This is a genomic window from Bradyrhizobium sp. USDA 4506, assembly GCF_054058795.1.
The window spans coordinates 8145006-8167381 of record NZ_JBSSBM010000002.1; the positions used below are offsets into that span (position 1 = coordinate 8145006).

24 protein-coding genes are annotated in these 22376 nt (G+C 64.8%); 14 read left to right on the forward strand and 10 right to left on the reverse strand.

Annotated features, from left to right (window positions below; genetic code table 11):
* Positions 1 to 146 precede the first annotated feature (146 nt).
* Positions 147 to 1211, forward strand: a complete 1065-nt coding sequence (locus tag ACVIHF_RS40495; protein ID WP_456793697.1) for a ketopantoate reductase family protein — start codon at positions 147 to 149, stop codon at positions 1209 to 1211.
* A gap of 141 nt (positions 1212 to 1352) precedes the next feature.
* Positions 1353 to 1547, forward strand: coding sequence for a hypothetical protein (locus ACVIHF_RS40500; protein ID WP_057017911.1), 195 nt, complete (start codon positions 1353 to 1355; stop codon positions 1545 to 1547).
* Between the two features lie 5 nt (positions 1548 to 1552).
* Here the strand turns inward: ACVIHF_RS40500 and rnk are convergent, their stop codons facing one another.
* From rnk to ACVIHF_RS40515, 3 genes are all read right to left on the reverse strand, one after another.
* The gene (gene rnk / locus ACVIHF_RS40505) at positions 1553 to 1972 is read right to left on the reverse strand and encodes a nucleoside diphosphate kinase regulator (protein WP_456793698.1); all 420 of its coding nucleotides are present in this window, start codon (positions 1970 to 1972) and stop codon (positions 1553 to 1555) included.
* Positions 1973 to 2271: 299 nt separating this feature from the next.
* Positions 2272 to 2802, reverse strand: coding sequence for a chromate transporter (locus ACVIHF_RS40510; protein ID WP_057017908.1), 531 nt, complete (start codon positions 2800 to 2802; stop codon positions 2272 to 2274).
* Positions 2799 to 3365: a chromate transporter gene (locus tag ACVIHF_RS40515; protein ID WP_076827649.1), complete on the reverse strand. Its 567-nt coding sequence runs from the start codon at positions 3363 to 3365 to the stop codon at positions 2799 to 2801. Before ACVIHF_RS40515 ends, ACVIHF_RS40510 begins: the two co-directional genes overlap by 4 nt.
* 114 nt (positions 3366 to 3479) lie before the next feature.
* On the opposite strand from ACVIHF_RS40515, the gene ACVIHF_RS40520 reads away from it, so the two are divergent.
* Entirely contained in the window at positions 3480 to 4397 is a 918-nt protein-coding gene (locus tag ACVIHF_RS40520) for a LysR family transcriptional regulator (protein WP_283064738.1), read from the forward strand.
* 293 nt (positions 4398 to 4690) lie between these two features.
* Positions 4691 to 5239, forward strand: a complete 549-nt coding sequence (locus tag ACVIHF_RS40525; protein ID WP_076827645.1) for a carboxymuconolactone decarboxylase family protein — start codon at positions 4691 to 4693, stop codon at positions 5237 to 5239.
* Positions 5240 to 5296: 57 nt separating this feature from the next.
* Here the strand turns inward: ACVIHF_RS40525 and ACVIHF_RS40530 are convergent, their stop codons facing one another.
* Positions 5297 to 6292, reverse strand: coding sequence for a GlxA family transcriptional regulator (locus tag ACVIHF_RS40530; protein ID WP_456793699.1), 996 nt, complete (start codon positions 6290 to 6292; stop codon positions 5297 to 5299).
* Positions 6293 to 6356: 64 nt separating this feature from the next.
* Between ACVIHF_RS40530 and ACVIHF_RS40535 the strand changes: the two genes are divergently transcribed.
* On the forward strand, positions 6357 to 7070 hold the full coding sequence (locus tag ACVIHF_RS40535) for a DJ-1/PfpI family protein (protein ID WP_456793700.1): 714 nt from the start codon (positions 6357 to 6359) through the stop codon (positions 7068 to 7070).
* A 6-nt stretch (positions 7071 to 7076) separates the two neighbouring features.
* Here the strand turns inward: ACVIHF_RS40535 and ACVIHF_RS40540 are convergent, their stop codons facing one another.
* Positions 7077 to 7556 carry a hypothetical protein gene (locus tag ACVIHF_RS40540; RefSeq protein WP_456793701.1) on the reverse strand — a complete coding sequence of 160 codons (480 nt, stop codon included), beginning with the start codon at positions 7554 to 7556 and terminating at the stop codon, positions 7077 to 7079.
* Between the two features lie 237 nt (positions 7557 to 7793).
* Between ACVIHF_RS40540 and ACVIHF_RS40545 the strand changes: the two genes are divergently transcribed.
* The 5 genes from ACVIHF_RS40545 (at position 7794) to ACVIHF_RS40565 (ending at position 13416) form a co-directional block, all read left to right on the forward strand.
* Positions 7794 to 8858, forward strand: a complete 1065-nt coding sequence (locus ACVIHF_RS40545) for an amidohydrolase family protein (RefSeq protein WP_456794169.1) — start codon at positions 7794 to 7796, stop codon at positions 8856 to 8858.
* A gap of 73 nt (positions 8859 to 8931) precedes the next feature.
* Complete coding sequence (locus ACVIHF_RS40550) at positions 8932 to 10044, forward strand: amidohydrolase family protein (protein WP_092089441.1); 1113 nt, start codon at positions 8932 to 8934, stop codon at positions 10042 to 10044.
* A gap of 7 nt (positions 10045 to 10051) precedes the next feature.
* Positions 10052 to 10465, forward strand: a complete 414-nt coding sequence (locus ACVIHF_RS40555) for a Rieske (2Fe-2S) protein (protein ID WP_141339593.1) — start codon at positions 10052 to 10054, stop codon at positions 10463 to 10465.
* 199 nt (positions 10466 to 10664) lie between these two features.
* The gene (locus ACVIHF_RS40560) at positions 10665 to 11279 is read left to right on the forward strand and encodes a glutathione S-transferase family protein (RefSeq protein ID WP_229192412.1); all 615 of its coding nucleotides are present in this window, start codon (positions 10665 to 10667) and stop codon (positions 11277 to 11279) included.
* Between the two features lie 61 nt (positions 11280 to 11340).
* Positions 11341 to 13416 carry an FAD-binding oxidoreductase gene (locus ACVIHF_RS40565; RefSeq protein ID WP_456793702.1) on the forward strand — a complete coding sequence of 692 codons (2076 nt, stop codon included), beginning with the start codon at positions 11341 to 11343 and terminating at the stop codon, positions 13414 to 13416.
* A 32-nt stretch (positions 13417 to 13448) separates the two neighbouring features.
* Here ACVIHF_RS40565 and ACVIHF_RS40570 read toward each other — a convergent pair whose 3' ends face one another.
* Both ACVIHF_RS40570 and ACVIHF_RS40575 read right to left on the reverse strand, forming a co-directional pair.
* Complete coding sequence (locus ACVIHF_RS40570) at positions 13449 to 13805, reverse strand: hypothetical protein (RefSeq protein ID WP_456793703.1); 357 nt, start codon at positions 13803 to 13805, stop codon at positions 13449 to 13451.
* A 142-nt stretch (positions 13806 to 13947) separates the two neighbouring features.
* On the reverse strand, positions 13948 to 14529 hold the full coding sequence (locus tag ACVIHF_RS40575) for a TetR/AcrR family transcriptional regulator (RefSeq protein ID WP_456777701.1): 582 nt from the start codon (positions 14527 to 14529) through the stop codon (positions 13948 to 13950).
* A 119-nt stretch (positions 14530 to 14648) separates the two neighbouring features.
* On the opposite strand from ACVIHF_RS40575, the gene ACVIHF_RS40580 reads away from it, so the two are divergent.
* Positions 14649 to 15626 (forward strand): zinc-dependent alcohol dehydrogenase family protein, encoded by a 978-nt coding sequence (locus tag ACVIHF_RS40580; RefSeq protein WP_253604401.1) that lies wholly within the window; start codon positions 14649 to 14651, stop codon positions 15624 to 15626.
* Positions 15627 to 15694: 68 nt separating this feature from the next.
* Here the strand turns inward: ACVIHF_RS40580 and ACVIHF_RS40585 are convergent, their stop codons facing one another.
* Positions 15695 to 17842 carry a hypothetical protein gene (locus tag ACVIHF_RS40585; protein WP_456793704.1) on the reverse strand — a complete coding sequence of 716 codons (2148 nt, stop codon included), beginning with the start codon at positions 17840 to 17842 and terminating at the stop codon, positions 15695 to 15697.
* Between the two features lie 301 nt (positions 17843 to 18143).
* On the opposite strand from ACVIHF_RS40585, the gene ACVIHF_RS40590 reads away from it, so the two are divergent.
* A complete protein-coding gene (locus ACVIHF_RS40590; RefSeq protein WP_310881452.1) occupies positions 18144 to 18956 on the forward strand; it encodes an amino acid kinase family protein in 813 nt (270 codons plus the stop codon).
* Between the two features lie 13 nt (positions 18957 to 18969).
* Positions 18970 to 19794, forward strand: a complete 825-nt coding sequence (locus ACVIHF_RS40595; protein ID WP_310881451.1) for an amino acid kinase family protein — start codon at positions 18970 to 18972, stop codon at positions 19792 to 19794.
* Between the two features lie 272 nt (positions 19795 to 20066).
* Here ACVIHF_RS40595 and ACVIHF_RS40600 read toward each other — a convergent pair whose 3' ends face one another.
* Positions 20067 to 20351: a hypothetical protein gene (locus ACVIHF_RS40600; RefSeq protein ID WP_253604395.1), complete on the reverse strand. Its 285-nt coding sequence runs from the start codon at positions 20349 to 20351 to the stop codon at positions 20067 to 20069.
* A 300-nt stretch (positions 20352 to 20651) separates the two neighbouring features.
* Here ACVIHF_RS40600 and ACVIHF_RS40605 point away from each other — a divergent pair, with 300 nt between their 5' ends.
* A complete protein-coding gene (locus tag ACVIHF_RS40605) occupies positions 20652 to 21023 on the forward strand; it encodes a cupin domain-containing protein (protein ID WP_253604394.1) in 372 nt (123 codons plus the stop codon).
* Positions 21024 to 21049: 26 nt separating this feature from the next.
* Here ACVIHF_RS40605 and ACVIHF_RS40610 read toward each other — a convergent pair whose 3' ends face one another.
* The gene (locus ACVIHF_RS40610) at positions 21050 to 22183 is read right to left on the reverse strand and encodes an acyl-CoA desaturase (RefSeq protein ID WP_310881520.1); all 1134 of its coding nucleotides are present in this window, start codon (positions 22181 to 22183) and stop codon (positions 21050 to 21052) included.
* Between the last annotated feature and the right edge of the window lie 193 nt (positions 22184 to 22376).

Sequence of the window (22376 nt, forward strand, 5' to 3'; positions counted from 1 at the left end):
ACCAGCTGATCTTGATTGTCTGGTGATGTAGCGATCGTCGGCCCGTGGGTGCGGGACGGCCAATATCGACCGGGCATCGGTTCGGCAGCAGCTTCGGACAGGATTTGGAGAGCAAGCCTTTCGTGAGAGGGGCTATTGGAGAGAGCATGGCGCGCAACATTCTGATTTTGGGAGCTTCCTACGGCTCCCTGCTGGGGACCAAGCTGCTGATGGCGGGTCACAACGTGTCCCTGGTGTGCCGGAAGAACACTGCCGACCTGATCAACCGCGAAGGCACCGAGGTGCGGATCAAGCTGCGCGACGAGAAGGAGCACCGCTCGATCTTCTCGCGCGATCTGCCGGGCAAGCTCGACGCCGTCACGCCCGCCGACGTCGACGTCTCGCGCTACGACATGGTCGGCCTTGCGATGCAGGAGCCGCAATACACCAACCACACGGTTCGCGTGCTGATGATCAAGATCGCGGCGGCGAAGCTGCCCTGCCTGTCGATCATGAACATGCCGCCCTTGCCGTATCTGAAGCGGATCCCCGCGCTCGCCGGCCTTGACCTCGAGGAGGCCTACACCAACGCGCAGGTGTGGGAGCGCTTCGAGCCGGGCCTCGTCACGCTGTGCTCGCCCGATCCGCAGGCCTTCCGTCCGCCGGAGGAGAAGGCCAATGTGCTGCATGTCGGCCTGCCGACCAACTTCAAGGCCTCCGCCTTCGCCGACGACAAGCACAACAAGGTGCTGCGCGAGCTCGAAGCCGACATCGACGCGGTGACGCTCGACGGCCAGGACGTTCCGGTGAAGCTGAAGGTGTTCGATTCGCTGTTCGTGCCGCTGGCGAAGTGGTCGATGCTGCTGACCGGCAACTATCGCTGCATCACGCCGACGGAGCCGCAATCGATCCGCGACGCCGTGCACGGCGACCTGACGCGCTCGCAGGCGATCTACGACCACGTCGACGGCATCGCGCGCAAGCTCGGCGCCGACCCCGCGGACCAGGTGCCGTTCGCGAAATACGCCAAGGCCGCGGAAAGCCTGCTCAAGCCGTCATCGGCGGCCCGCGCGGTCGCCGCCGGCGCGCCCTTCATAGAACGCGTCGACCTGCTGGTGAAGCTGATCTCGCATCAGCTCGGCACGCCGAGCGCCGAGATCGACCGCACGGTCGAGACCGTCGATCAGAAGCTGAACGAGAAGATCGTGCAGGGCGGCTCCGGCGCGGAGTAACCGAATGCGTTGACGGCGGGGGCAGGAATGCCCTCGCCATGCATCGGCGATCTGCAATGCACCCAATCGCGGTTGCCGGACGCATGGCTCGACCTGTCCAGATGAGGTAGACTCGCTCAGCTGCGGTTGGGAGCAACGGACATGCCGAGCAAATCGCTTCCTCTCCTTGCAATCTACGGCGACCTCGATCGCGCACGCGACATCATGCGCGCCTGGCAGCCGCTCGACCATCTCTCCGCCGAAGATGCCGAGATCGTCGTGAAGGCAATCGCCGAAGGCATCGCGCGTGGGCGCCGGCACGGGATCGAGATGGGACAGTGTCATCAGGCGGCGTAAAGCCGCTAGCGCTCATGCGTCACGGCCAAAACCGTCACCGAACGCGTCTGCTGGCTGGGCGTCTGAAAATCGATCGTCTGGCCGACCGACAATCCGATCAGCGCCGCACCGACCGGCGTCAGCACCGAGATGCGCCGCAGCGCGATGTCGGCTTCGTGCGGATAGACGAGCACGACCTCCCTGACGTCGCCGGTCTCGTCGTCGCGGTAGCGCACAAGCGAGCCCATGCGGACCACGTCATGCAGATCGGCATCGTCGGCGACCAGCTGGGCGCGGTCCGTCTCGCGTGCGAGGAACTGGGCGACGCGGGGAAACACCGCCATGCTGGAATCGGCCAGCGCGCTGAGGCGATGCGCCTCGCTCGCGGTGATCACGATCGGCGGCAATGCCGGGGCGGTAAAGCTGTTCTGAATGGTTCGGGTCATGTGGGTTGATCTTTGCGGTTGATCGGAGGCGCACGAGCGCCGGCGCGCGGACATCTCGCGACGCGACGGACTGAAATGATTTGGTGACGTAGAGGAATCCGGACGGCGCGCGATCGCCGGCCGGCTAATTGCCTGCGTGCAGACGTCCGGCGCGCAATTCGCGGCGCGCAATACGGGTGTCGATGCGGAGCGTGTCGATCATGGCATTATCAACATAGCCGCTGGCGACGTCGCATCCATTGCGGCGAAAGCGCGCACATCGCCGCGTGGAACGAGACGCCATCGCCGCAAGCAGAGCGTCAGGGCTGTCCGATGCCGGACAGGCCGAGCACCGCGCCGGCGGCGAGCGCGACAAGCGGATGGATGCGCGTCGTGGTGGTGGCGATCGCGACGCCGGCCGCGATCAGGATGGTGCCCCAGCTCGAGGCCGATGCGTGGGTGATGACGATGGCGCTGGCCGTGACGAGCCCGGCGGTGACCGGAACCAGCCCCGCCTGCACGGTGCGGCGCCAGGGCCGATCCTTGAAGCGTTCCCAGAGCCGCAGCGCGAAGCCTGTCACCAGCGACGACGGCCCGAACTTGGCGAGCGATGTCACCAGCACGCCGGAGAAGCCCGCGACATGCCAGCCGACCAGCGGCACCACCATCATGTTCGGCCCGGGTGCCGCCTGCGCCAGCGCGAACAGCGCGCCGAATTCCTGCGCCGTCATCCAGTGATGGACGTCGACCACCTGACGCTGCATCTCCGGCAGGATGGTGTTGCCGCCGCCGAAGGCGAGCAGCGAGAGTTCGGCGAAGATCAGCGCGAGCGTGACGAGGGTTGCGCTCATGATGCCTGCCTCGACCTGAGGACAATGCTGAGCGGCGCGAGCGTCAACAGGGTCGGCAGCAGCGGCAATCTGAACACGGCAATAGCGAGCACGCACAGCGCGCCGATGAAGAGGCCGAGCACATCGCGCCGCAGCGGCCAGGCGATCTTGATCGCCGTGGAAATCAGGAGCCCGGCCGCCGCGGCGGCGAGACCGCCGAACAGATGACGGACGACCGGGTCGTCGGCGAAGCGGCCATAGATCACACCAAGGCCGATCACGACCGCGGTCGGCACCGCGATCAGGCCGAGGATCGCCGCGAACGCGCCGGGAATGCCGCGAAACTTCAGCCCGACCGCGACCGACATGTTGATGATGTTGCCGCCGGGCAGGAACTGGCACAGCCCGAGCAGGTCGGTGAACTCCGCGCCGGTGAGCCAGCCGCGCTTCTCCACCATCATGTGGCGCGCCAGCGGCAGCACGCCGCCGAAGCCGGTCAGTCCGAGGATGAAGAAGCCCGTGAACAACTCGCCGACGTCAGGTGCGTGATGCTTAGTGGTTTGCGCGGCGGGGATGGCGTCCATCGGCGGGGCGGCTCCGGTTCGATTTGTTGTTGAGCCGACTCTAGTTGGCCGCGTGCCAAATATCCAATATATGGATATGCGAATTTGCATATCTATTGCATATGGATTGCCCCGATGATCGAACTGCGCCATCTCCGCTATGCCGTCGCGGTCGCCGAGGAAGGCCATATCACTCGCGCCGCCGCGCGGCTCGGCATTCAGCAGCCGCCGCTGAGCCAGCAGATCCGCGCCCTGGAAGCCGCGATCGGCGCGCCGCTGTTTCGCCGGCAGCCGCGCGGGGTCGAGCTGACCGCGGCCGGCCGTGCCTTCGTCGGCAAGGCGCGCGCGATCCTGCGCGACGCCGACCTCGCGGTTGAAGCCGCGCGCCGCGCGAGCCGCGGCCAGGAGGGCCAGCTTGCGATCGGCTTCACCTCTTCGGCCGCCTTCCATCCTTTCGTCACCGGCGTGATGCGCGAAATGCGCGAGCGCGCGCCGGCGATCACGCTGTCGCTCGAGGAGGCCTCGACCGGCGAGCTGATCGCAGCCGTCGAGGCCGATCGGCTCGATGCCGCATTCGTGCGTGCGCCAGGCGAGCGGCTGGAGAACCTCACGATCACGCATCTGCTCGACGAGGAGATGGTGGTCGCATTGCCGGACCATCATCCGCGCGCCCGCAAGGACACCCGCCGGCGGACTTCGCTGGCCTCGCTCGCCGACGAGCCGCTGATCCTCTACCGCCGTCCGACCGGGCCCGGCCTCTATGACAGCATCATCGCCGCCTGCCGCGCCGCGGGTTTCAGCCCGAAGGTGGCGCAGGAGGCGACGCGGATGGTGTCGACGCTCAGCCTCGTCGCGGCGGGGCTCGGCATTTCGATCGTGCCGGAATCGATGGCGCGGCTCGAGACCGCCGGCGTCTCCTATCTCCGCCTCGACCGCGCCACCGGCCTCGTCGCGCCGCTCGCGCTGGCGCGCAAGAAGGGGCCCGCCGCCGGCACGCTCGGCCGCTTGCTCGGGATCGTGACGCGGCGGGTGAAGGACCGCGCCGGGGTCTAAGCGGGACTTGCAACCGTCATTGCGAGGAGCGACAGCGACGAAGCAATCCATCTATCCGTTGCGCGGAAACATGGATTGCTTCGCTTCGCTCGCAATGACAGTGGACGGAGCTGAAGCTCAGCGAGCCCCGCACCGCCGCCTGGATGGCGCGGAATGTGGGGAGTTTGGCGAACGCGCGCGTCAGGGCGCGGCTAGATAGCCTGCATCGAATCCGGTTGCCCGCGCGTGGATCGCAACAGCTCAGCTGCGTCCGGAGGCCTCGGGTTCAATCAACACCGCGAAAGGCATTTCCAATGGCGCGTTTTCCTGTCCATACGCTCGAGTCTGCCCCCGAAGCCTCGAGGCCTACTTTGCGCGAGGTCGAGGCGCGGTTTGGCATGATCCCGAACCTTGCGGCGGCGATGGCGACCTCGCCCGTGCTGATCCAGAGCTTCATCGGCATCTTCGACAAGGTTCACGGCGGCAGCTTCACCGAGCAGCAGATCCAGACCGTGCTGCTCACCGACGCGGTGACCAATGGCTGCGCCTGGGCGGTCGCGCTGCATTCCGCGCTCGGCTTGCAGGCTGGGCTCGATCCGGCCGATGTCGACGCGATGCGTGCCGGCCGCTCGCCTGCCGACAAGACGCTCGGCGCGCTCTCGACGCTGGCGCGGTCGCTGATCGAAAAGCGTGGGCGGCTCGACGACGAGGAGATCGAACGATTCCTGGCAGCCGGGTTCTACAAGGACCTCGTGCTTGAGGTGATCACCATCGTGGCGGCGTCGACCATCACCAACTACACCGGCAGCGTCACCAATCCGCCGCTGGAGGCGGCGTTGCAGGAATATGCCTGGAACGGCTGAGACGGTCTCGCCTGAGCGTCAATCATTGCACGTCGACCGCGCGGCCGGCCGTGCACGTCAGAGCGCAAACCTGGCGCGATAGTCCTGCGGCGTGGTCGACAGCAGGCGCAGGAAGCTGCGCCGCATCGTCTCCTCGGACCCGAAGCCGCAGCGCTGCGAGATGCGCTTGATCGGCAGGCGCGTTTCCGAGAGCAGATGCCGCGCGCCCTCGACCCGGAGCCGCTCGATCGCGCGTGCCGGCGTCAAGCCGGTCGCTTCCGCGTAATGGCGGCTGAAGCTGCGCTCGCTCATGCCGGCCTGTTTCGCCAGCGTCGACAGCGAGAGATCGCCGGCGAGATGGTTGCTGATCCAGTCGTGCAGCGCGCTGAACCTGTCGTCGGTTGCTTGCAGCGACAGGATTTCGCTGAATTGCGCCTGTCCGCCCGGCCGTTTGAAAAACACGACGAGATAGCGGGCGACGGCAAGCGCCGCCGTGCGGCCGAGATCCTCCTCTACCAGCGCCAGCGCCAGATCGATGCCGGAGGTGACGCCGGCCGACGTCCAGAACGAACCGTCGCGCACGAAGATCGGATCGGGCTCGACGCGGACATCGGGAAAGCGCTCGGCGAGCTCTGCGCAAAATCCCCAATGGGTCGCGGCACGCCGGCCATTGAGCACGCCCGATTCGGCGAGCAGGAACGCGCCGGTGCAGACCGATGCGGTGCGGCGCGCCTGCCCGGCGCGCTCGCGCACCCAGTCCACCAGGACGGCATCGGCCGCCGCAGCGTTGACGCCGTCGCCGCCCGGAATCACCAGCGTGTCGACCGCGGTGTCGATTGCGGGCAGCGGATGCACCGCGAGCCCGACACCGGCGGATGACTCGACGTGTGAACCATCCTTTGCAACGACGCGGACTTCATATGGCTCGGCGTTGCCTGCCTTGGCCGCCAGCGCGTTGGCGGACGCGAACACCTGCAATGGCCCGGTGACGTCGAGCAACTGCACGGCCGGATAGGCCAGCACTTCGATCGAGCGGCGGCGGTTTGGCGAAAAACGTGGGCTGGTTGGCGTCATCGCCGAAACCTGCCGCGCTAGATTCGCTTTGTCCATAGCGCAAGGAAAGTTCGAGGGAAGTTCGATGATTGCTCACGATGTTCATCTCCGGATCGGTTCGCTGCTGTTCGAAGGCGTCGATCAAATCGATTTGACCGGGCCGTTCGAGGTGCTGTCGCGGATTCCGAATTCGACCTACCGCATCTACGGCAAGACCGCCGAGCCGGTCCGCGACATCAAGGGATTGCGGCTGACACCGGATGCGGCGCTCGCCGATGCGCCGCCGCTCGACGTGCTGCATGTGCCGGGCGGCTTCGGTCAGCAAGCCCTGATGGAGGACACGGAGGTGCTCGGCTGGATCAACCGGCAGGCGGCGGGGGCGTGCCGCATCTTCTCGGTCTGCACGGGCGCGCTGATCTGCGGAGCGGCCGGCCTGCTGAAGGGGCGCAGGGCGACGACGCATTGGGCGTCGTTTCATCTGCTGCCGTTTTTCGGCGCTACGCCCGTGAACCAACGCGTGGTGGTGGACGGAAGCTTCGTCTTTGCCGCCGGAGTCACGGCAGGCATCGATGGCGCATTGCGGCTCGCGGCTGAACTGCGCGGCGACGATGCTGCGCGCGCGATCCAGCTCTACATGGTGTATGCGCCGGAGCCGCCGTTCGACAGCGGCACGCCGGAGACCGCGCCACCCGAGATCCTGCAGCAGTCGCGCCAGGCTGTGCGCGCGATCACGGAGCAGCGGGAGGAAACCGCGCGCCGTGTCGCGGCGAGGCTGGGCGTCGCCCTGCAGGGAGATTGAGTGGGGCTAATTCCCTGGCTCGAAGCTGCAGGCGGCGCCGCCGCCGGCCTTGTCCTTGATCACCTTCGGATCCAGCGTGCAGGACAGTTTCGACAGCGCCTCGTAGATCGTGCCCGCGGCGCCGTCGGGCGGCACGCCGGCCAGCGCCACGGTCGCGAACATTGCATTGGCTTCGCTGCCCCTCACGGTGTGGGTCTTGCTGCCGAAGCTCAGTTCGCATGAACGCGAGGTGATGTCGACATTGCTGGCGCGGCAGACCACCTTGTCGGCGGTGACGGTGATCTTCCTGGTGATGGGGACATTGCTGTCGCCGCCAAGGAACGCGGCGACCGCCTTCTTCTCCTTGGCCGGCAACGGCGAATAGGGCGCCACCACGCCGGCGAGCGCCAGCGCGACCGAGCCCGAGGTGGTCGCGGGTGCGGCCCATGTGGCCGACGAGGCCAGTAACAATGAACATGCGAGGATCGTCAGTTGGCCCAGTCTCATTCCCGTCTCCCGGTGCCCGCGCTTTCCGCGGCGCGGAATCGCTAGCACATCTCGCGGCCTGAACAGGTGACGCCATTCATAGGCGATCCCGCAACTTCGCGTGAGGTGCGGTGCGCGCACAGGGCAGGGCGGCCCCGCGTGGACCCGCTTGCACGATCGCGCCATCGGCGTCACAGTCCGATCCGTGGCAGCGATGCCGCCAACAACGACGACAAGAAGATCAATCCGGGGAACGCCATGGCGGCCACGCGCATCGACTGCGACATCCATCCCGCGGTGGGGGGAACGCGCACCACGCTGCTGCCCTATCTGAGCGATCACTGGAAGGAACAGGTCGTCAGCCGCGCCATCGACGGGCTCGACCTCAATTCCTATCCGCCGTCGATGCCGCTGTCCGGCCGCGCCGACTGGCGGCCGGCGGACGGCAGCAAGCCCGGCAGCGATCTTGCCATGGTGCAGCGCGGCGCATTCGACCAGCTCGGCGCCAGCCACGCCATCTGCAACGTCGTCTATGGCGCGCAGGCGGTGTTCGATTCCTACATGGCCGCTGACTTCTGCAGGGCGATCAACGACTGGATCGCGGCCGAGTGGCTTGCCAGGGACAAGCGGCTGCGCGCCTCGATCGTGGTGCCGATCCAGGCGCCCGACCTTGCGGTCGAGGAGATCGAGCGCAGGGCCGGCGACAATCGCTTCGTCTCGGTGCTGGTGCCCTCGCAGGGCGAGACGCTGCTCGGCCGGCGGCATTACTGGCCGATCTATCAGGCCGCGGAGAAATACAAGCTTCCGATCGCGATCCACGCCGGCAGTGCCTACCGGGGCGCGCCGAGCTCGATCGGCTGGCCGTCCTACCGCTACGAATATTATCTCGCCGAGGCGCAGGCGTTTCAGGCGCAGACGTTGAGCCTGATCTATGAGGGCGTGTTCGGGAAGTATCCCGGATTGACCGTCGTACTGATGGAGTCGGGCGTCAGCTGGCTGCCGGCGTTCATGTGGCGCGCCAACAAGACCTGGCGCGGCGTGCGCGTCGAGGTGCCGTGGGTGGAGCGCGAGCCCGCCGCGATCATCCGCGACCATTTCCGCGTCACCATGCAGCCGTTCGACGCGCCGCTGGACGCAACAGGTGTCGCCGACATCATCGATCAGATCGGCTCCGACAAGATGTTCCTGTTCGCATCCGACTATCCGCACTGGCAGTTCGACGGCGACGATCCGATCCCGCCGCATCTGCCCGACAGCATCATCAAGCGGATGTGCGAAGACAACCCGATTGAAACGTTCCCGCGTTTGAAGCTGAATTCGTAATTCGCGCGCATGATCTGGAAAAGTGGGAGCCGGTTTTCCGACAAGATCATGCGCAAACAAGAAGGAGGATCGCATGAGTGACGTCATCGACCGCCCGATGCTCGACCAGGAGAAGACCGCGGCGACGCGGCTGAAGATCATCGACTGCGACATCCATCCGAGCCTTCACGCGCACAGCGACCTCAACGAGTTCTTGCCGAAGCGCTGGCAGCAGCATCTGAAGGAATATGGCAGCCACCTGCGCACGCCCTATATCGGCACCACGCCGTATCCGCGCTCCTCGCCGCTGATCGCGCGGCGCGATGCCTGGCCGCCGACCGGCGGCGTGCCCGGCTCCGACCTCGATTTCATGCGCAAGCAGCATCTCGATCCCTTCGACGTCGAGTTCGGGATCCTGCAGGTGCTCGATCTCTTCATCTTCTCGCAGCAGAATCTGGAATTCGGCGCCGCGATCCAGCGCGCCATCAACGACTGGCAACTGGCGTTCTGGGCGCATCGCGATCCGCGCCTGAAGGCCTCGATCCTGGTCGGGCAGGATGGCTCCGACCTCGGCCTCGCCGAGATCGAGCGCTGCGCCAAATCAGGCGAATACATCCAGATCAACGTCTCGCCGCGTGCCAACGAGCCGCTCGGCCGCCGCCGCTACTGGCCGATCTATGAACGCGCGCAAGAGCTCGACCTGCCGCTCGGCATCCATGTCGGCGGCTATGGCGGCCATGCACCGACCGGCGGCGGCTGGCCGTCCTATTATTGCGAAGAGCATCAGTCGAACGCGCACACGGTGGCCTCGAACCTCACCAGCCTGGTGCTGGAAGGTGTTCCCGAGCGCTTCCCGAAACTGAAGATCGTGTTCATCGAAGGTGGCTTCGGCTGGATTCCCGCGACGATGTGGCGGATGGATCAGCACTTCGAACGCTTCCGCAGCGAGGTGCCGCATCTGAAGCGCCGGCCGAGCGAATATGTGAAGGAGCATTTCTGGTTCACGACCCAGCCGATCGACGAACCGGATGAAGCCAGGCACCTGCGGCAGCTGATCGAATGGGTCGGCATCGACCGGCTGTTGTTCTCGTCGGACTATCCGCATTGGGACTATGACGACGCGCGCTACGCCTTCAAGACGCCGCTGACGGACGCCGAGCGTCGCAAGATCTTCAATGCCAACGCCCGCGCGGTTTACAAATTCTAGGACACAGATGACCCGTCACATCGTCGCGCGCACCAGTGAGATTCCGGCCGGCGGCAACAAGGTGTTCGGCATCGAGGGCCGCGACATCGTCGTGTTCCATGTCAATGGCGAGTTCTTCGCGCTGCTCAATCGCTGCCCGCATGAGGGCGCGCCGCTGGAGAAGGCGGCCTGCGTCGCGCGCCTGACCTCGCCGGAGCCCGGCATCTATCAGCGAGACCGCGTCGGCGAGATGCTGCGCTGTCCGTGGCACGGCTGGGAATTCGACATGCGCAACGGGCAGTCCTGGTTCGATCCCAAGCGGTTCAGGATCCGCTCCTATCCGGTCGCGGTCGAGAGCGGCGCCGAGTTGCAGAAGGGGCCGTATGTTGCCGAGACGTTCCCGGTGCACATCGAGGACAACTACGTGATCGTCGAGATTTAGGTTGGCGCAGTTCGCGCGACCGTGTGCGCCGCCGAGGGCCTCGTCGTGGCAGGAACAGTCCCGGCCATGACGCAAGTAGGTGTTATTGCGACTTATGCAATAATGAAGTGCCGTCGACGGCAATTATAATAACCGCTGCAATGGGCCACCTTGCGCTGGCGATCGGGAATGAACCCGTCCACCACATCAGGAACGGCACATGAAGCTGTATCACTTCGCTCTCTCCGGCCACGCGCACCGCGCGCGGCTGTTTTTGTCCCTGCTGGAAATTCCGCACGAACTGGTCGACGTCGACCTCAAGTCCGCCGCGCAGAAGCGGCCGGAATATCTCGCGCTCAACCCGTTCGGCCAGGTGCCGGTGCTCGACGATGACGGCGTAATCATCCCGGACTCCAACGCGATCCTGGTCTATCTCGCGACCAAGCTCGGCCGCACCGACTGGCTGCCGCAGGATGCAAGGGGCGCTGCCGCGGTCCAGCGCTGGCTGTCGGTTGCTGCCGGCGATCTTGCGTTTGGGCCCGCTGCGGCGCGGCTCATCACCGTGTTCGGCGCGAAGCACAATCCGGACGACGTGATCGCGCGGGCGCATGTTCTGCTGAAGCGGCTCGAAGCCCATCTCGCCGGGCGCGACTGGCTGGTCGGCGCGGCGCCGACGATCGCAGACGTTGCGCTCTACAGCTATCTGTCCAGCGCGCCCGAAGGCAATGTCGATCTCTCCGCCTATGCGCGCGTCAACGCGTGGCTGCGCCGGATCGAGGCGCTGCCGGGCTTCGTGGCCTTCGCCAAGACCCCAGTCGGTCTGGCGGCCGCGTGACCTGCTGACCGGGCGTGCCGTCGGGCGCGCCCGTCCAACCCCCGAAGGGGAGGGCGATACGATGAGCGACAGACGAACCAAGAGCAAGCTCGCGACCTGGCATGCCGGCGAAAAGGCGATCCAGCAGCAGGTTGGTGTCGCCGAGAAGATGGAGGCCGTCGGCCAGCGCGCGGTGCGCGACTTCATGCCCGACCAGCATCGCGATTTCTTCGCGCAGATTCCCTTCATCGTCGTCGGCAGCGTGGACCGAAGCGGCGACGCCTGGGCTTCGTTGCTGGCCGGTAGGCCCGGCTTCATTTCCTCGCCGACACCGCGCAGCCTCGAGATCGATGCGCGGCCCGACCGCAGCGATCCCGTCAGCGAGGGGATGCGCGAGGGCGATGCGATCGGACTGCTCGGAATCGAATTGCACACGCGGCGCCGCAACCGTGCCAACGGGCTGCTGCGTGCATCGTCAGGCAAGGCACTCAGCTTCGAGCTCGATCAGAGCTTTGGCAATTGCGCGCAGTATATCCAGCTCCGCGATTTCGCCTTCGTGCGTGCGCCGGAAGAACCGTTCACGGGAGAGATCGAGGCCAGCACGACGCTCGATCAGGCCGCGCGCGACATGATCAAGGCGGCCGACACGTTCTTCGTGGCGTCCTATGCCGAGCGTGAGGACCGTCGCCAGGTCGACGTCTCGCATCGCGGCGGCCGGGCGGGCTTCGTCCGCGTCGCCGACGACGGCACGCTGACGATTCCCGATTTCGCCGGCAATCTGTTCTTCAACACGCTCGGCAACATCCTCGTCAACGGCAAGGCCGGGCTGGTGTTCGTCGATTTCGAGACCGGCGACCTGCTGCAGCTGAGCGGCGATGCCGAGGTGATGCTGGACTCGCCGGAGATCGCGGCGTTTCAGGGCGCCGAGCGGATCTGGAGTTTCCGTGCCCGCCGTCTGGTGCGCAGGCGCGGCGCGCTGCCGCTGCGCTGGGCGTTCCGGGCCGAAGGCTGGTCGCCGAATTCGCTGATGACCGGCGACTGGGGGCAGACCGCCGACCGAATCCGCGCGGCCGAGCGCGCGACGCGGTGGCGGCCGTTCAAGGTCACTGGGATCGTCGACGAGAGCCGATCGATCCGCTCGTTTCATTTGCAGCCGGACGACGGCGCGGGGTTGCTTCCGCACCGGGCGGGACAGCATTTGCCGATCCGTCTCTCGTTGCCCGGTATCGACAAGCCAGTCATCCGCACCTACACGCTGTCGGTCGCGCCGTCGGACGGCATGTACCGGATCAGCGTGAAGCGCGACGGTGTCGTATCGCAGCATCTCCACGACACCATCCATGTCGGCGACATCATCGAAGCGCGCGCTCCGGCTGGTGGCTTCACGATCGATGCGCGCGAGAAGCGGCCCGCGGTGCTGCTCGCCGGCGGTGTCGGCATCACGCCGCTGCTCGCGATGCTGCGCCACGTGGTCTATGAGGGGCTGCGCACCCGCGGCATCCGGCCGACATTCCTGTTTCAGGCTGCGCATACGAAACAGGATCGCGCGTTCGGCGACGAATTGCAGCAGCTGGTGGATGCCGCCGGCGGCGCGGTGCGGATCATCCGCGTCCTCGGCGATGTCGACGGTGCCGAGCAGGGCACAGACTACGACGCGGCGGGACGGATCGACATGGCGCTGTTGTCGCGCGTCCTGCCGTTCAACGACTATGACTTCTATCTGTGCGGACCGCCTCAGTTCACCCAATCGCTCTATGACGCCCTGCGCGGCTACAATATTGCCGACGGCAGGATTCACGCCGAAGCCTTCGGTCCTTCGTCGCTGGTCCGGACGCCCGACCTCATCACCACAGCGCCGCCGCGCCGGCCACCGGCGACGACGCCGGTCCCGGTCGCCTTCACCACTTCGTTGAAGGAGGCGCGCTGGACGCCGGAGGCGGGGACGCTGCTCGAACTGGCGGAAGCGCGTGGCCTTAGCCCCGCCTTCAGCTGCCGGGAGGGCAATTGCGGAACCTGCCGAGCGCGATTGCTGGCAGGCGCCGTGACCTATGTGAAGCAGCCCGCCGCCGAGGTGGGCGACGACGAGGTGCTGATCTGCTGCGCCGTGCCGGCGAAGCCGGAGGCCGACGGCGAGGACCGGATCCAGCTCGCGCTGTGACCGAACCGGGCGCATAGCGCTTTCGCGGGCACTCAGCCCATGCTGCCCGGCATGAAGCAGCGTGGCCTCGGGTGCCCGTCCAGATAATACGGCCAGACCATGGTGCGGCCGGCACGGTTCGGTCCGGCGACGACGGCCTCGTCGGGAACATCGACCCACTCGCCTTCGAGCCGGACGCGATAGTGGCCGTCCTTGGTGTCCCAATCGGCGTCATCGACACGCTTCGCGTCGCTGCCGTCGCAGCAGGGGCCCTTGACGCTGCGCAGGCTCTCATACCAGGCGTTCAATTCGGGATGCCCGTGATCATGGGCCTGCGCCGGGCCGACCGCCGGCTTCGCCAGCAGGGCGGTGACTACAACGATTACCGCACGCCAAAACCGTTTGTTCATCTGATCCCCAAATTCCGGAAAGCCCATGACAGCCAACCCGGACATGGTCATCGAGATCGGGACATCAATTAGATGATAAGTGTAATATAATCACAATCGTGAGAGCAGCGGAGCGCTGCCGGAAGGCCGGGTGCCGACAAACTCAGGCGAGCAGGCTCATCACCTGGTCGATCACGGCCTTCACCTGCTTCGAATCCGGCCTCTGATGCGCGAGCGCCAGCAGTCCGGCATGCACCACCATGATGGTGTGGGCGGTGACGTCGGGGTCAAAGCCCTTCCTGAACTGGGCGCGATCGGTGCGCAGCCGCGTGCGCAGCAGCTCTTCAAGCCGCCGGTTGTAGCGCTCGATGCTCTTGCGGAGCTCGACCTGGTCGAGCGAGCCGTCGGTCGCGGAATTGATCGACAGGCAGCCGCGCTGTCCCTTCTCGCCCGAGCAATAGGGAATGAAGCCGGTAAGCCACTGCCTGATGACGTCCCGCGTGGGCCCCGGCTGCGCCAGCACGCGCTCGGCCCAGCCGAGGATGCCGTCGTGATAGCGGTCCAGCACCTTCAGGAACAACGCGTTCTTGTCGCCGAACGCCGCATAGAGGCTGGGTTTCGCGACGCCGCTCGCCGCCGTGATGTCGTCGAGCGAAGTCGCCTGAAAGCCCTTCTGCCAGAACATCTGGCGGGCGATTTCCAGGACATCGTCCGGATCGAAGCTGCGCGGCCTTGCCATATCCATCTTTTATGTACTCCCGCGTCGGATGTGAAGCCTTCACCTTGCCGCGAAGGCAGGTCCGGCTATTGACGCAATCCATATTCTATACTTAGAAGTACACAACGAAATCGGGAGATCACGCCATGAAAGCGGTTCAGGTCGTTGCGTTCGGACGTGCAGCGGACGTGGTCAAGCTTAACGAGGTGCCGGACGTCGGCAGCCCCGGCCCCGACGAGATCGTGGTCGCGGTTGAGGCTGCGCCGATCAACAATTCGGATTTCATGATCATCGCCGGGCGCTACGGCTATCTGCCGTCACCGCCGGCCACGCTCGGGATCGAGGGCGTCGGGCGGGTTGTTGCCGCCGGATCGCAGGTGAGGAATCTGAAGGAGGGCGACCGCACGCTGATTCCCTTCACGGTCCCGACCTGGACCGAGCGGGTCAAATTCACCGCATCATGGCAGCGTGCGCTGCCTGACAATGCCGATGTCCAGCAATTGTCCATGATCGGGGTCAATCCGGCCACCGCCTATCTCTTGCTGACCGATTTCGTGAAAGTGCCGCCCGGCGGCTGGGTGATCCAGAACGGCGCCAATTCGGCGACGGCGCGCGCGGTGATCGCCATCGCCAAGTCGCTCGGGCTCAAGACCGTCAACATCGTCCGCCGCGAGGAGGTCATGGAGGAGGTCAAGTCGGTCGGCGGCGATATCGTGCTGCTCGACGGGCCGGATCTCGCGAAGCGCGTCGCCAGGGAAACGGGTGGGGCGCCGATCCAGCTGGCGCTCGACATGGTCGGCGGCTCATCCGCCTTGAACCTGATGAACTGCCTCGCGCCAAAAGGAGTGCTCGTCATCTACAGCGCGATGAGCGGACAGCCGTTCTCCGGCTCGGCCTTGAGCGTGATCTTCAACGAGGTGTCGGTGCGCGGCTTCTGGCTCGGTCATTGGGGCAAGACTGCGACGGACGAAGCGTTGGCCGGAATGTATGACCATCTGGTGCCGATGGTCGCATCGGGTGCGATCAGCGCGCCGGTGGTCGGCACCTATCGCCTGGAGGATTTTTCACAGGCGATCGCGCAGGCGGCGGCATTCAAGGGCAAGGTGATCTTCACGCCAAGTTAGGTCGTACCCCCCGATATTCGCCGGCGCGACACGCCGGCGCATGTCCGCACGACGTCACGCCGGGGCAGCTAGACGATGGTCGAGAGCGTGAACGCGTGCCACGCACTCCAGTCAATACCATCATAGGCGCGCACATACATCGTCTCACTGCCGGTGGTGGCGCCGCCACGCATCCAGATATCATCGAGGTCGGCGGCATTGACGTCGATCACGGTGCTGGCTGCCCAATGGGAATTCGCAGAGGTCCAGAAATAGCCGCTGTTGGCGTTGCCGCCGCCATCCCAAAACTGATAGGCGGCCGCGGGATTCGCGTCAGCGTCAGCATAGGACACCAGGTTGCCGACCTGGCTCCACTCGTTGACATGCAAGGTCTGATTGCTGATCGAGGCATCGGGTGCGTGGTTTGCCAGGCTGGTCACGGTGAAGCTGTCCCAGGCACTCCAGCTCGTTCCGTCGAAAGCGCGCACAAACATGGAATCGGTACCGGCCGCGGTGCCACCTCGCACCCATACATTGGCGAGGTCGGACGCCGAGACGTCGATGACCGTGCTGGACGCCCAGTGTGAATTGTCGGGCGTCCAGAAATAGGCGCTGGTCGCAGCCCCGCCACCGTCCCAGAACTGGTATTGGGTGATTGCATCGCCGTCAGTGTCGGATGCCGTCGTCCAGTTGACGAGCTGCGCCCACTGCGCGGCGTTCAGCGTTTGATCGTTGATCGTCGCGGTCGGAGCCGTATTGGTCGACGTCAGATTAAAGCTGTCCCAATTGCTCCAGGCGGTACCGTCGAATGCCCTTACCCACATCGTCTCGGAACCGGTCGTCGAGCCGCCCTTGATCCACACATTGGCCAGATCGGATGCTGAAACGTCGATCGTCGTGTTGGCAGCCCAGTGGGAATTGTCGGGTGTCCAGAAATAGGCGCTGGTTGCGCCCGCGCCGGCGTCCCAGAACTGGTATTTGGTGATCGTGTCACCTTCGGCATCGGTGGCAGTGAGCCAGCCTTGCGGTTTGACCCATTGATTGACGTGTAGCGACTGGTCGTTGATGGTCGCGACGGGGATCGTGTTTGGCGTCGACGTCACGGTGAATGTGTCCCAGGAGCTCCACTCCGTTCCGTCGAATCCCCTTACCCACATCGTCTCGGAACCGGTTGTCGAGCCGCCATGGATCCAGACATTGGCGAGGTCCGCAGCCGAAACGTCTATCGTCGTGTTGGCGGCCCAGTGGGAATTGTCGGGTGTCCAGAAATAGGCGCTGGTGGCGGCGGTGCCGCTATCCCAGAACTGGTACTTCGTGATCGCATCGCCATTGGCATCGGTCTTGGTCAACCAGTTGTCGACGGTGACCCATTGATCGATATGTATGGAATGATCACCGGCTGTCACGACGGGCGGAGTATTGGCCGACGTCAGCGTGAAGCTGTCCCAATTGCTCCAGTCTGTTCCGTCGAACGCTCTGACCCAGAACGTCTCGGCACCGGTTGTCGAGCCACCCTTGATCCAGACATCGGCCAGGTCGGCGGCCGCCACTTCGATCGTCGTGTTGGCAGCCCAATGGTCATTGGTGGAAGTCCAGAAATAGGCGCTTGTTGCGGAGGTGCCGCTGTCCCAGAATTGATATTTGGTGGCTGCATCCCCGTTGGCATCGGAGTAGGTCAGCCAATTCTTGGCTTGCGTCCATGTATTGGTGTGCAGCTGCACGTCGGGGACCGTGACGACCGGCGCAGTGTTTGGAATCGTCGTGAGCGTGAAAGACGTCCAGTTGCCCCAATCGGTCCCGTCGAAAGCGCGTACCCACAGTGTCTCTGTGCCGCCGACCGCACCGGCGCGCACCCACACGTCGGAGAGGTCAGAGGCCGAAACTTCGATCGTCGTGTTGGCGGCCCAATGGTCGTTGGTGGAAGTCCAGAAATAGGCGCTGTTCGCAGCTGTGCCGCCGTCCCAGAACTGAAATTTCTGCGCGGGATTGCCGTCGGAGTCGGCATAAGTGAGCCATGGCTGTATTTTTTGCCACTGATTGTACAACAGGCTGTGGTTACCAATCGTGACGACCGGTGCGGAATTGGCCATGGTTTGCTTCCTCGTGGGGGTGCGCCGGTCGAGACCGGCTAATTTCCAAGGTGCAAGGCAATCAATTTTGGCCCGTGAGGCGGGCCAGGCTGAGATTAGTGTCGTCCGGCTGAGATCAGCGCATTCCAAAGAAATCGTTAATATCAAATTCAGGATCGCAGAATTTCAATGCAGCATCTATGATGGGTGTCACACCCATCAGTCGGGTCGCGTGCGGCAAAACGTCATAGGTATCCCGTTCCGAACGGCCTCGCAGCGGGTGTCGGGAAACGCACTCGCCGGCGCCATTCGCGATGGTCTATCCCTGCCGTTGCGGCTTGAGACGCGCCAGGCTTGCCGTTAGCAGTGCAATTCGAACACGGGTCTTTGCGAGCCACCGGTGGAGACATCGAACATCGCGGGCCGACGGAAGCAATGCCCGGCGTATTGGACATAAGGAACGTTTCTCATGGCGAACACGACGGCGGAGCTTGAAGCGCTGCTGATGCAGCGATCGTTGACCGATCCGCAGCTTCTGGCGACGGCGGAGGCGGCATCGGACTTCCGGATCCTGCCGGATGCCACCGTGATCAAGATCGGCGGGCAGAGCGTGATCGACCGCGGCCGCGCCGCCGTCTACCCGCTGGTCGATGAGATCGTCGCGGCCCGCAAGGCGCACAAGATCCTGATCGGGACCGGCGCGGGCACCCGCGCCCGGCACCTCTATTCGATCGCGGCCGGGCTGCGGCTGCCGGCCGGCGTGCTGTCGCAGCTCGGCGCCTCGGTCGCCGACCAGAACGCGGTGATGCTGGGCCAGCTGCTCGCCAAGCACGGCATCTCCGCGGTCAGCGGCGCCGGGCTTTCGGCCGTGCCGCTTTATCTCGCCGAGGTGAACGCCGTGATCTTCAGCGGCATGCCGCCCTACGGCCTCTGGATGCGGCCGGCAGCCGAGGGCATGATCCCGCCCTATCGCACCGATGCCGGATGCTTCCTGGTCGCCGAACAGTTCGGCTGCAAGGCGATGATCTATGTGAAGGACGAGAACGGCCTCTACACCGCGAACCCCAAGACTTCGAAGAGCGCGACCTTCATCCCGAAAATCTCGGTCGCCGAGATGAAGGCCAAGGGGTTGCAGGATTCGATCCTCGAATTCCCGGTGCTCGATCTGCTCGCCACCGCGCGCCATGTCCAGCAGGTGCAGGTCGTCAATGGCCTCGTCCCCGGCAACCTCACCCGTGCGCTTGCGGGCGAGCATGTCGGCACCATCATCACCGCGAACTGATCAGGGACCGACCATGGATGACACCATCAAGCACGTCGCCTCGCCGCTCGCGCGCCAGACCCTGCTCGACAGCGATCTCACCCGTCCCGTTGCCGGCGGCCGCCCGATCCCGCTGCTGCCCTGGGTGCAGGTGGTGAAGATCGGCGGCCGCTCCATCATGGATCGCGGCCACGAGGCGATCCTGCCGATCGTCGCCGAGTTGCGTTCGCTGCTGCCCGAGCACCGCCTTCTGATCCTGACCGGCGCAGGCATCCGCGCCCGTCATCTCTACAGCGTCGGCCTCGATCTCGGCCTGCCGGTCGGCTCGCTCGCGCCGCTCGCTGCCAGCGAAGCCGGCCAAAACGGCCATATCCTGGCCTGCCTGCTCGCGCCGGAGGGTGTGTCCTATATCGAGCATCCGACCATCGCGAGCCAGCTTGCGATCCATCTCTCCGCGGCCCGCGCGGTCGTGGGCAGCGCGTTTCCGCCCTATCACCATCATGAATTCCCGGTCTCGCGCATCCCGTTGCATCGCGCCGACACCGGTGCGTTCCTGATCGCCGATGCGCTCGGCGCCGCCGGGCTGACGATCGTCGAGGATGTCGACGGCGTCTACACCGACGATCCGAACGGTCCCGAGGGGAAGAAGGCGCAGCTGCTGCGCGAGGCCAGCCTCGCCGACCTTGCCAAGCTGAAGGGCACGCTGCCGTTCGATCCCGCGCTACTCGAGGTGATGGCCAATGCGCGGCATATCGAGCGGGTGCAGGTCGTGAACGGCCTCGTTTCCGGCCGGCTCACGGCGGCGCTGCGTGGCCAGCATGTCGGATCGATCATCCGCACCGGCGCGCGGCTGGCCTGATACGAGCAGCGGACTCCGTTCACCTCGCCCCGCGTGCGGGGAGAGGCATAGGCCGCCTTCGGCGGCCGTTCTCAAGAACGCCGAAGCGGAGCTTCGGCTATGATACATCGATGGATGCATTCCGGGTGAGGGGGAGTCTCCGCGGACGCACCTATCACCGTATGCGCGGAGGCAGCCCCTCACCCCCAACCCTCTCCCCGTAAGAACGGGGAGAGGGAGCACAACGCCATTCGAACTAATCTAGTCGGTTTTTTCAGCGCGCGACGGGGCGACTACTTGATCGTCGCGCGCACCGTGATGACCGAGGTGCCGGACGCCTTCGGCCCCTGACCCGTGGCCTTGATGGCAAACGTGTCGTTGCCCTTGTACTTGGCCTTCGCCCTGTATTCGAAGGTCGATGCGTTGATCTTCTTCAGCTTGCCGTAGGCCGGCTTTTGCAAGATCGCTGAGTCCGTCACCGTGCCGCGGATCCCGATCGGGATCTGGCAGCTTTCGCCCGAGGCGACGTCGATATCGCCGCTCGAATTCTCGCCCCAATCCGCCAATGTCATCGACATCGAACATTCCGGCACGGGCTGCGCCGAAGATGCCGGCGTGACATTTAATGCAAAGATGAGCGCCAGGGCGGCGATCCCCGACGCCCGCGTCGTGACGATACTCGTTTTCATGCAAGGCCCACTGCTGAAGGTTCTCGCAGGAATCCTGCAACGTGGGAGCAGGGGTGGCAAGGGCTTCGCCTCGCCCGCGCGACATGTGTTGAAATGCTTGGGCGCTTGTTGCGTCGTTGAAGCGCCCCCATAGTCACCGCAGCCTTGATCTGAACGGGGCAAAGGCGCGCGTGACAGGGAAGGGTTCCAATGGCTGAAAGCAGCGACGGTCAGGCAAAAGCTCAACAAGCCGGATTCGCCGGCGTCACCCGCAGGACCCTTGAGCGTCTCGCTTTGCCCGGCGATGATCGCGAGCTTGTCGTTGCCGAGGTGACCTATCCGCCCGGCGGGGTCGCTCCGCTGCACCGGCACCCCGTTGGCGGCGTGGTCTTCATCGTCGAAGGCGTTGCCGAGTCGGCGTATGGCGACGAGGCGCCGCGCCAGTATCGGGCGGGCGAGACCTTGCAGGATCGACCCGACGTTCCGCACACGCTGTTTCGCAATTGCGATCCGGACCGGCCGCTGCGCTTCCTGACCATCTACGCGCTCGAACCCGGGCGCGCCTACACGATGGAGCCGTGAGGTTGGGAAAAGGCCAAGGCAAAATGTTACGGTTGGCTCACCTGAGGTTTCGGGTTTGCGCCGGCCATCCGAGGTGGAACGGCGAGCAGGAGGCAAACCGACTCCACCAGGAGTTCATGCGCACGGTCGACAATGTCGTCCAACGAACTTGTCTTCGCGAACATGGCCTGGGCTTCAGCCAACAACCGGTCGCGCGTTGGTATGCTCGGCAGATGCAAGTCGGCGCGATGCTGTAACAGAACAAGCGCTTCCCGCACCGACAATCCGGTTTCGTGGACCGACGATTTGATGGCCTGCGCGATGTATTCGGGATTGAAGCGACCAGCGAGTTGTTCAGCCGTTCGCTTTATCACACGCGATCCCAAGCGCTGCTCGTTGCGGAGAACCTGCGTGGGCGGCGCCTTCAGATCCCAGACAATACCGAGCAAGGACAAGGTCACCAAAACATAATAGGTCACATCAATCTCCCACCACCGGAAGCCTTGCCGCGCACTGCTTTGGTAGGCGTGATGATTGTTGTGCCAACCCTCACCCATCGTAAACAGAGCCAGCAGCCAATTGTTGCGGGAGTCATCGCCCGTAACGTATCGCTTGCGCCCGTGAACATGCGCGAGGGAGTTGATGCAAAACGTGGCGTGATACAGCAGCACGGTGCTCCAGAAGAAACCGACCGCGAGCCCGGGCCATCCGGCGATGAGGAAGCACAGACCTGCGACCACGATCGCCGGCAAGACCTCCAATCTGTGAAGCCACATCAACTCCGGATACGAGGCAAAATCCGCAACTTTCGTCAGATCAGTTGCATCGTGCTGTCGATAAAAAATCCACCCGAGATGACTGTATACGAAGCCCTTATGCCCCGGCGAATGCACATCTTGCTCGGTATCCGAATGAAGATGGTGATGTCGATGTTTCGCGGCCCACCAAAGGACGCTTTTCTGAGCGCTGCTTTGGGCGAGGAATGCTAGGATGAATTGAAACGTCCTGCTTGTTGAATAAGCCCGATGCGAGAAGTACCGATGATAGCCGGCGGTGATCGCAAACATGCGCAGCCAGTACAGAGCGACGCAAATTGCAATCGCTTGCCATGAGACGCCCGTCCAGATCGCCGCCAGACACCCCACGTGGACCAGCAGGAACGGGAGGACTTGCGGGTACATGATGTCGTCGTGCTGCCGAGCTGGATCGATATTGGTGGACACGCTCGCGACCTCAGCTGCTTCGATGCGCGGGCCGTTTCGCCGGCAGACGGTTCAAGTCCTGGTCCTGGCGGGCATTGCGCGCGGTGTTGACAAAGAGAACCCCGCGGCCGGGTGACCGGTCGCGGGGTCGCGTAACCAGAGGCTTTGCCAG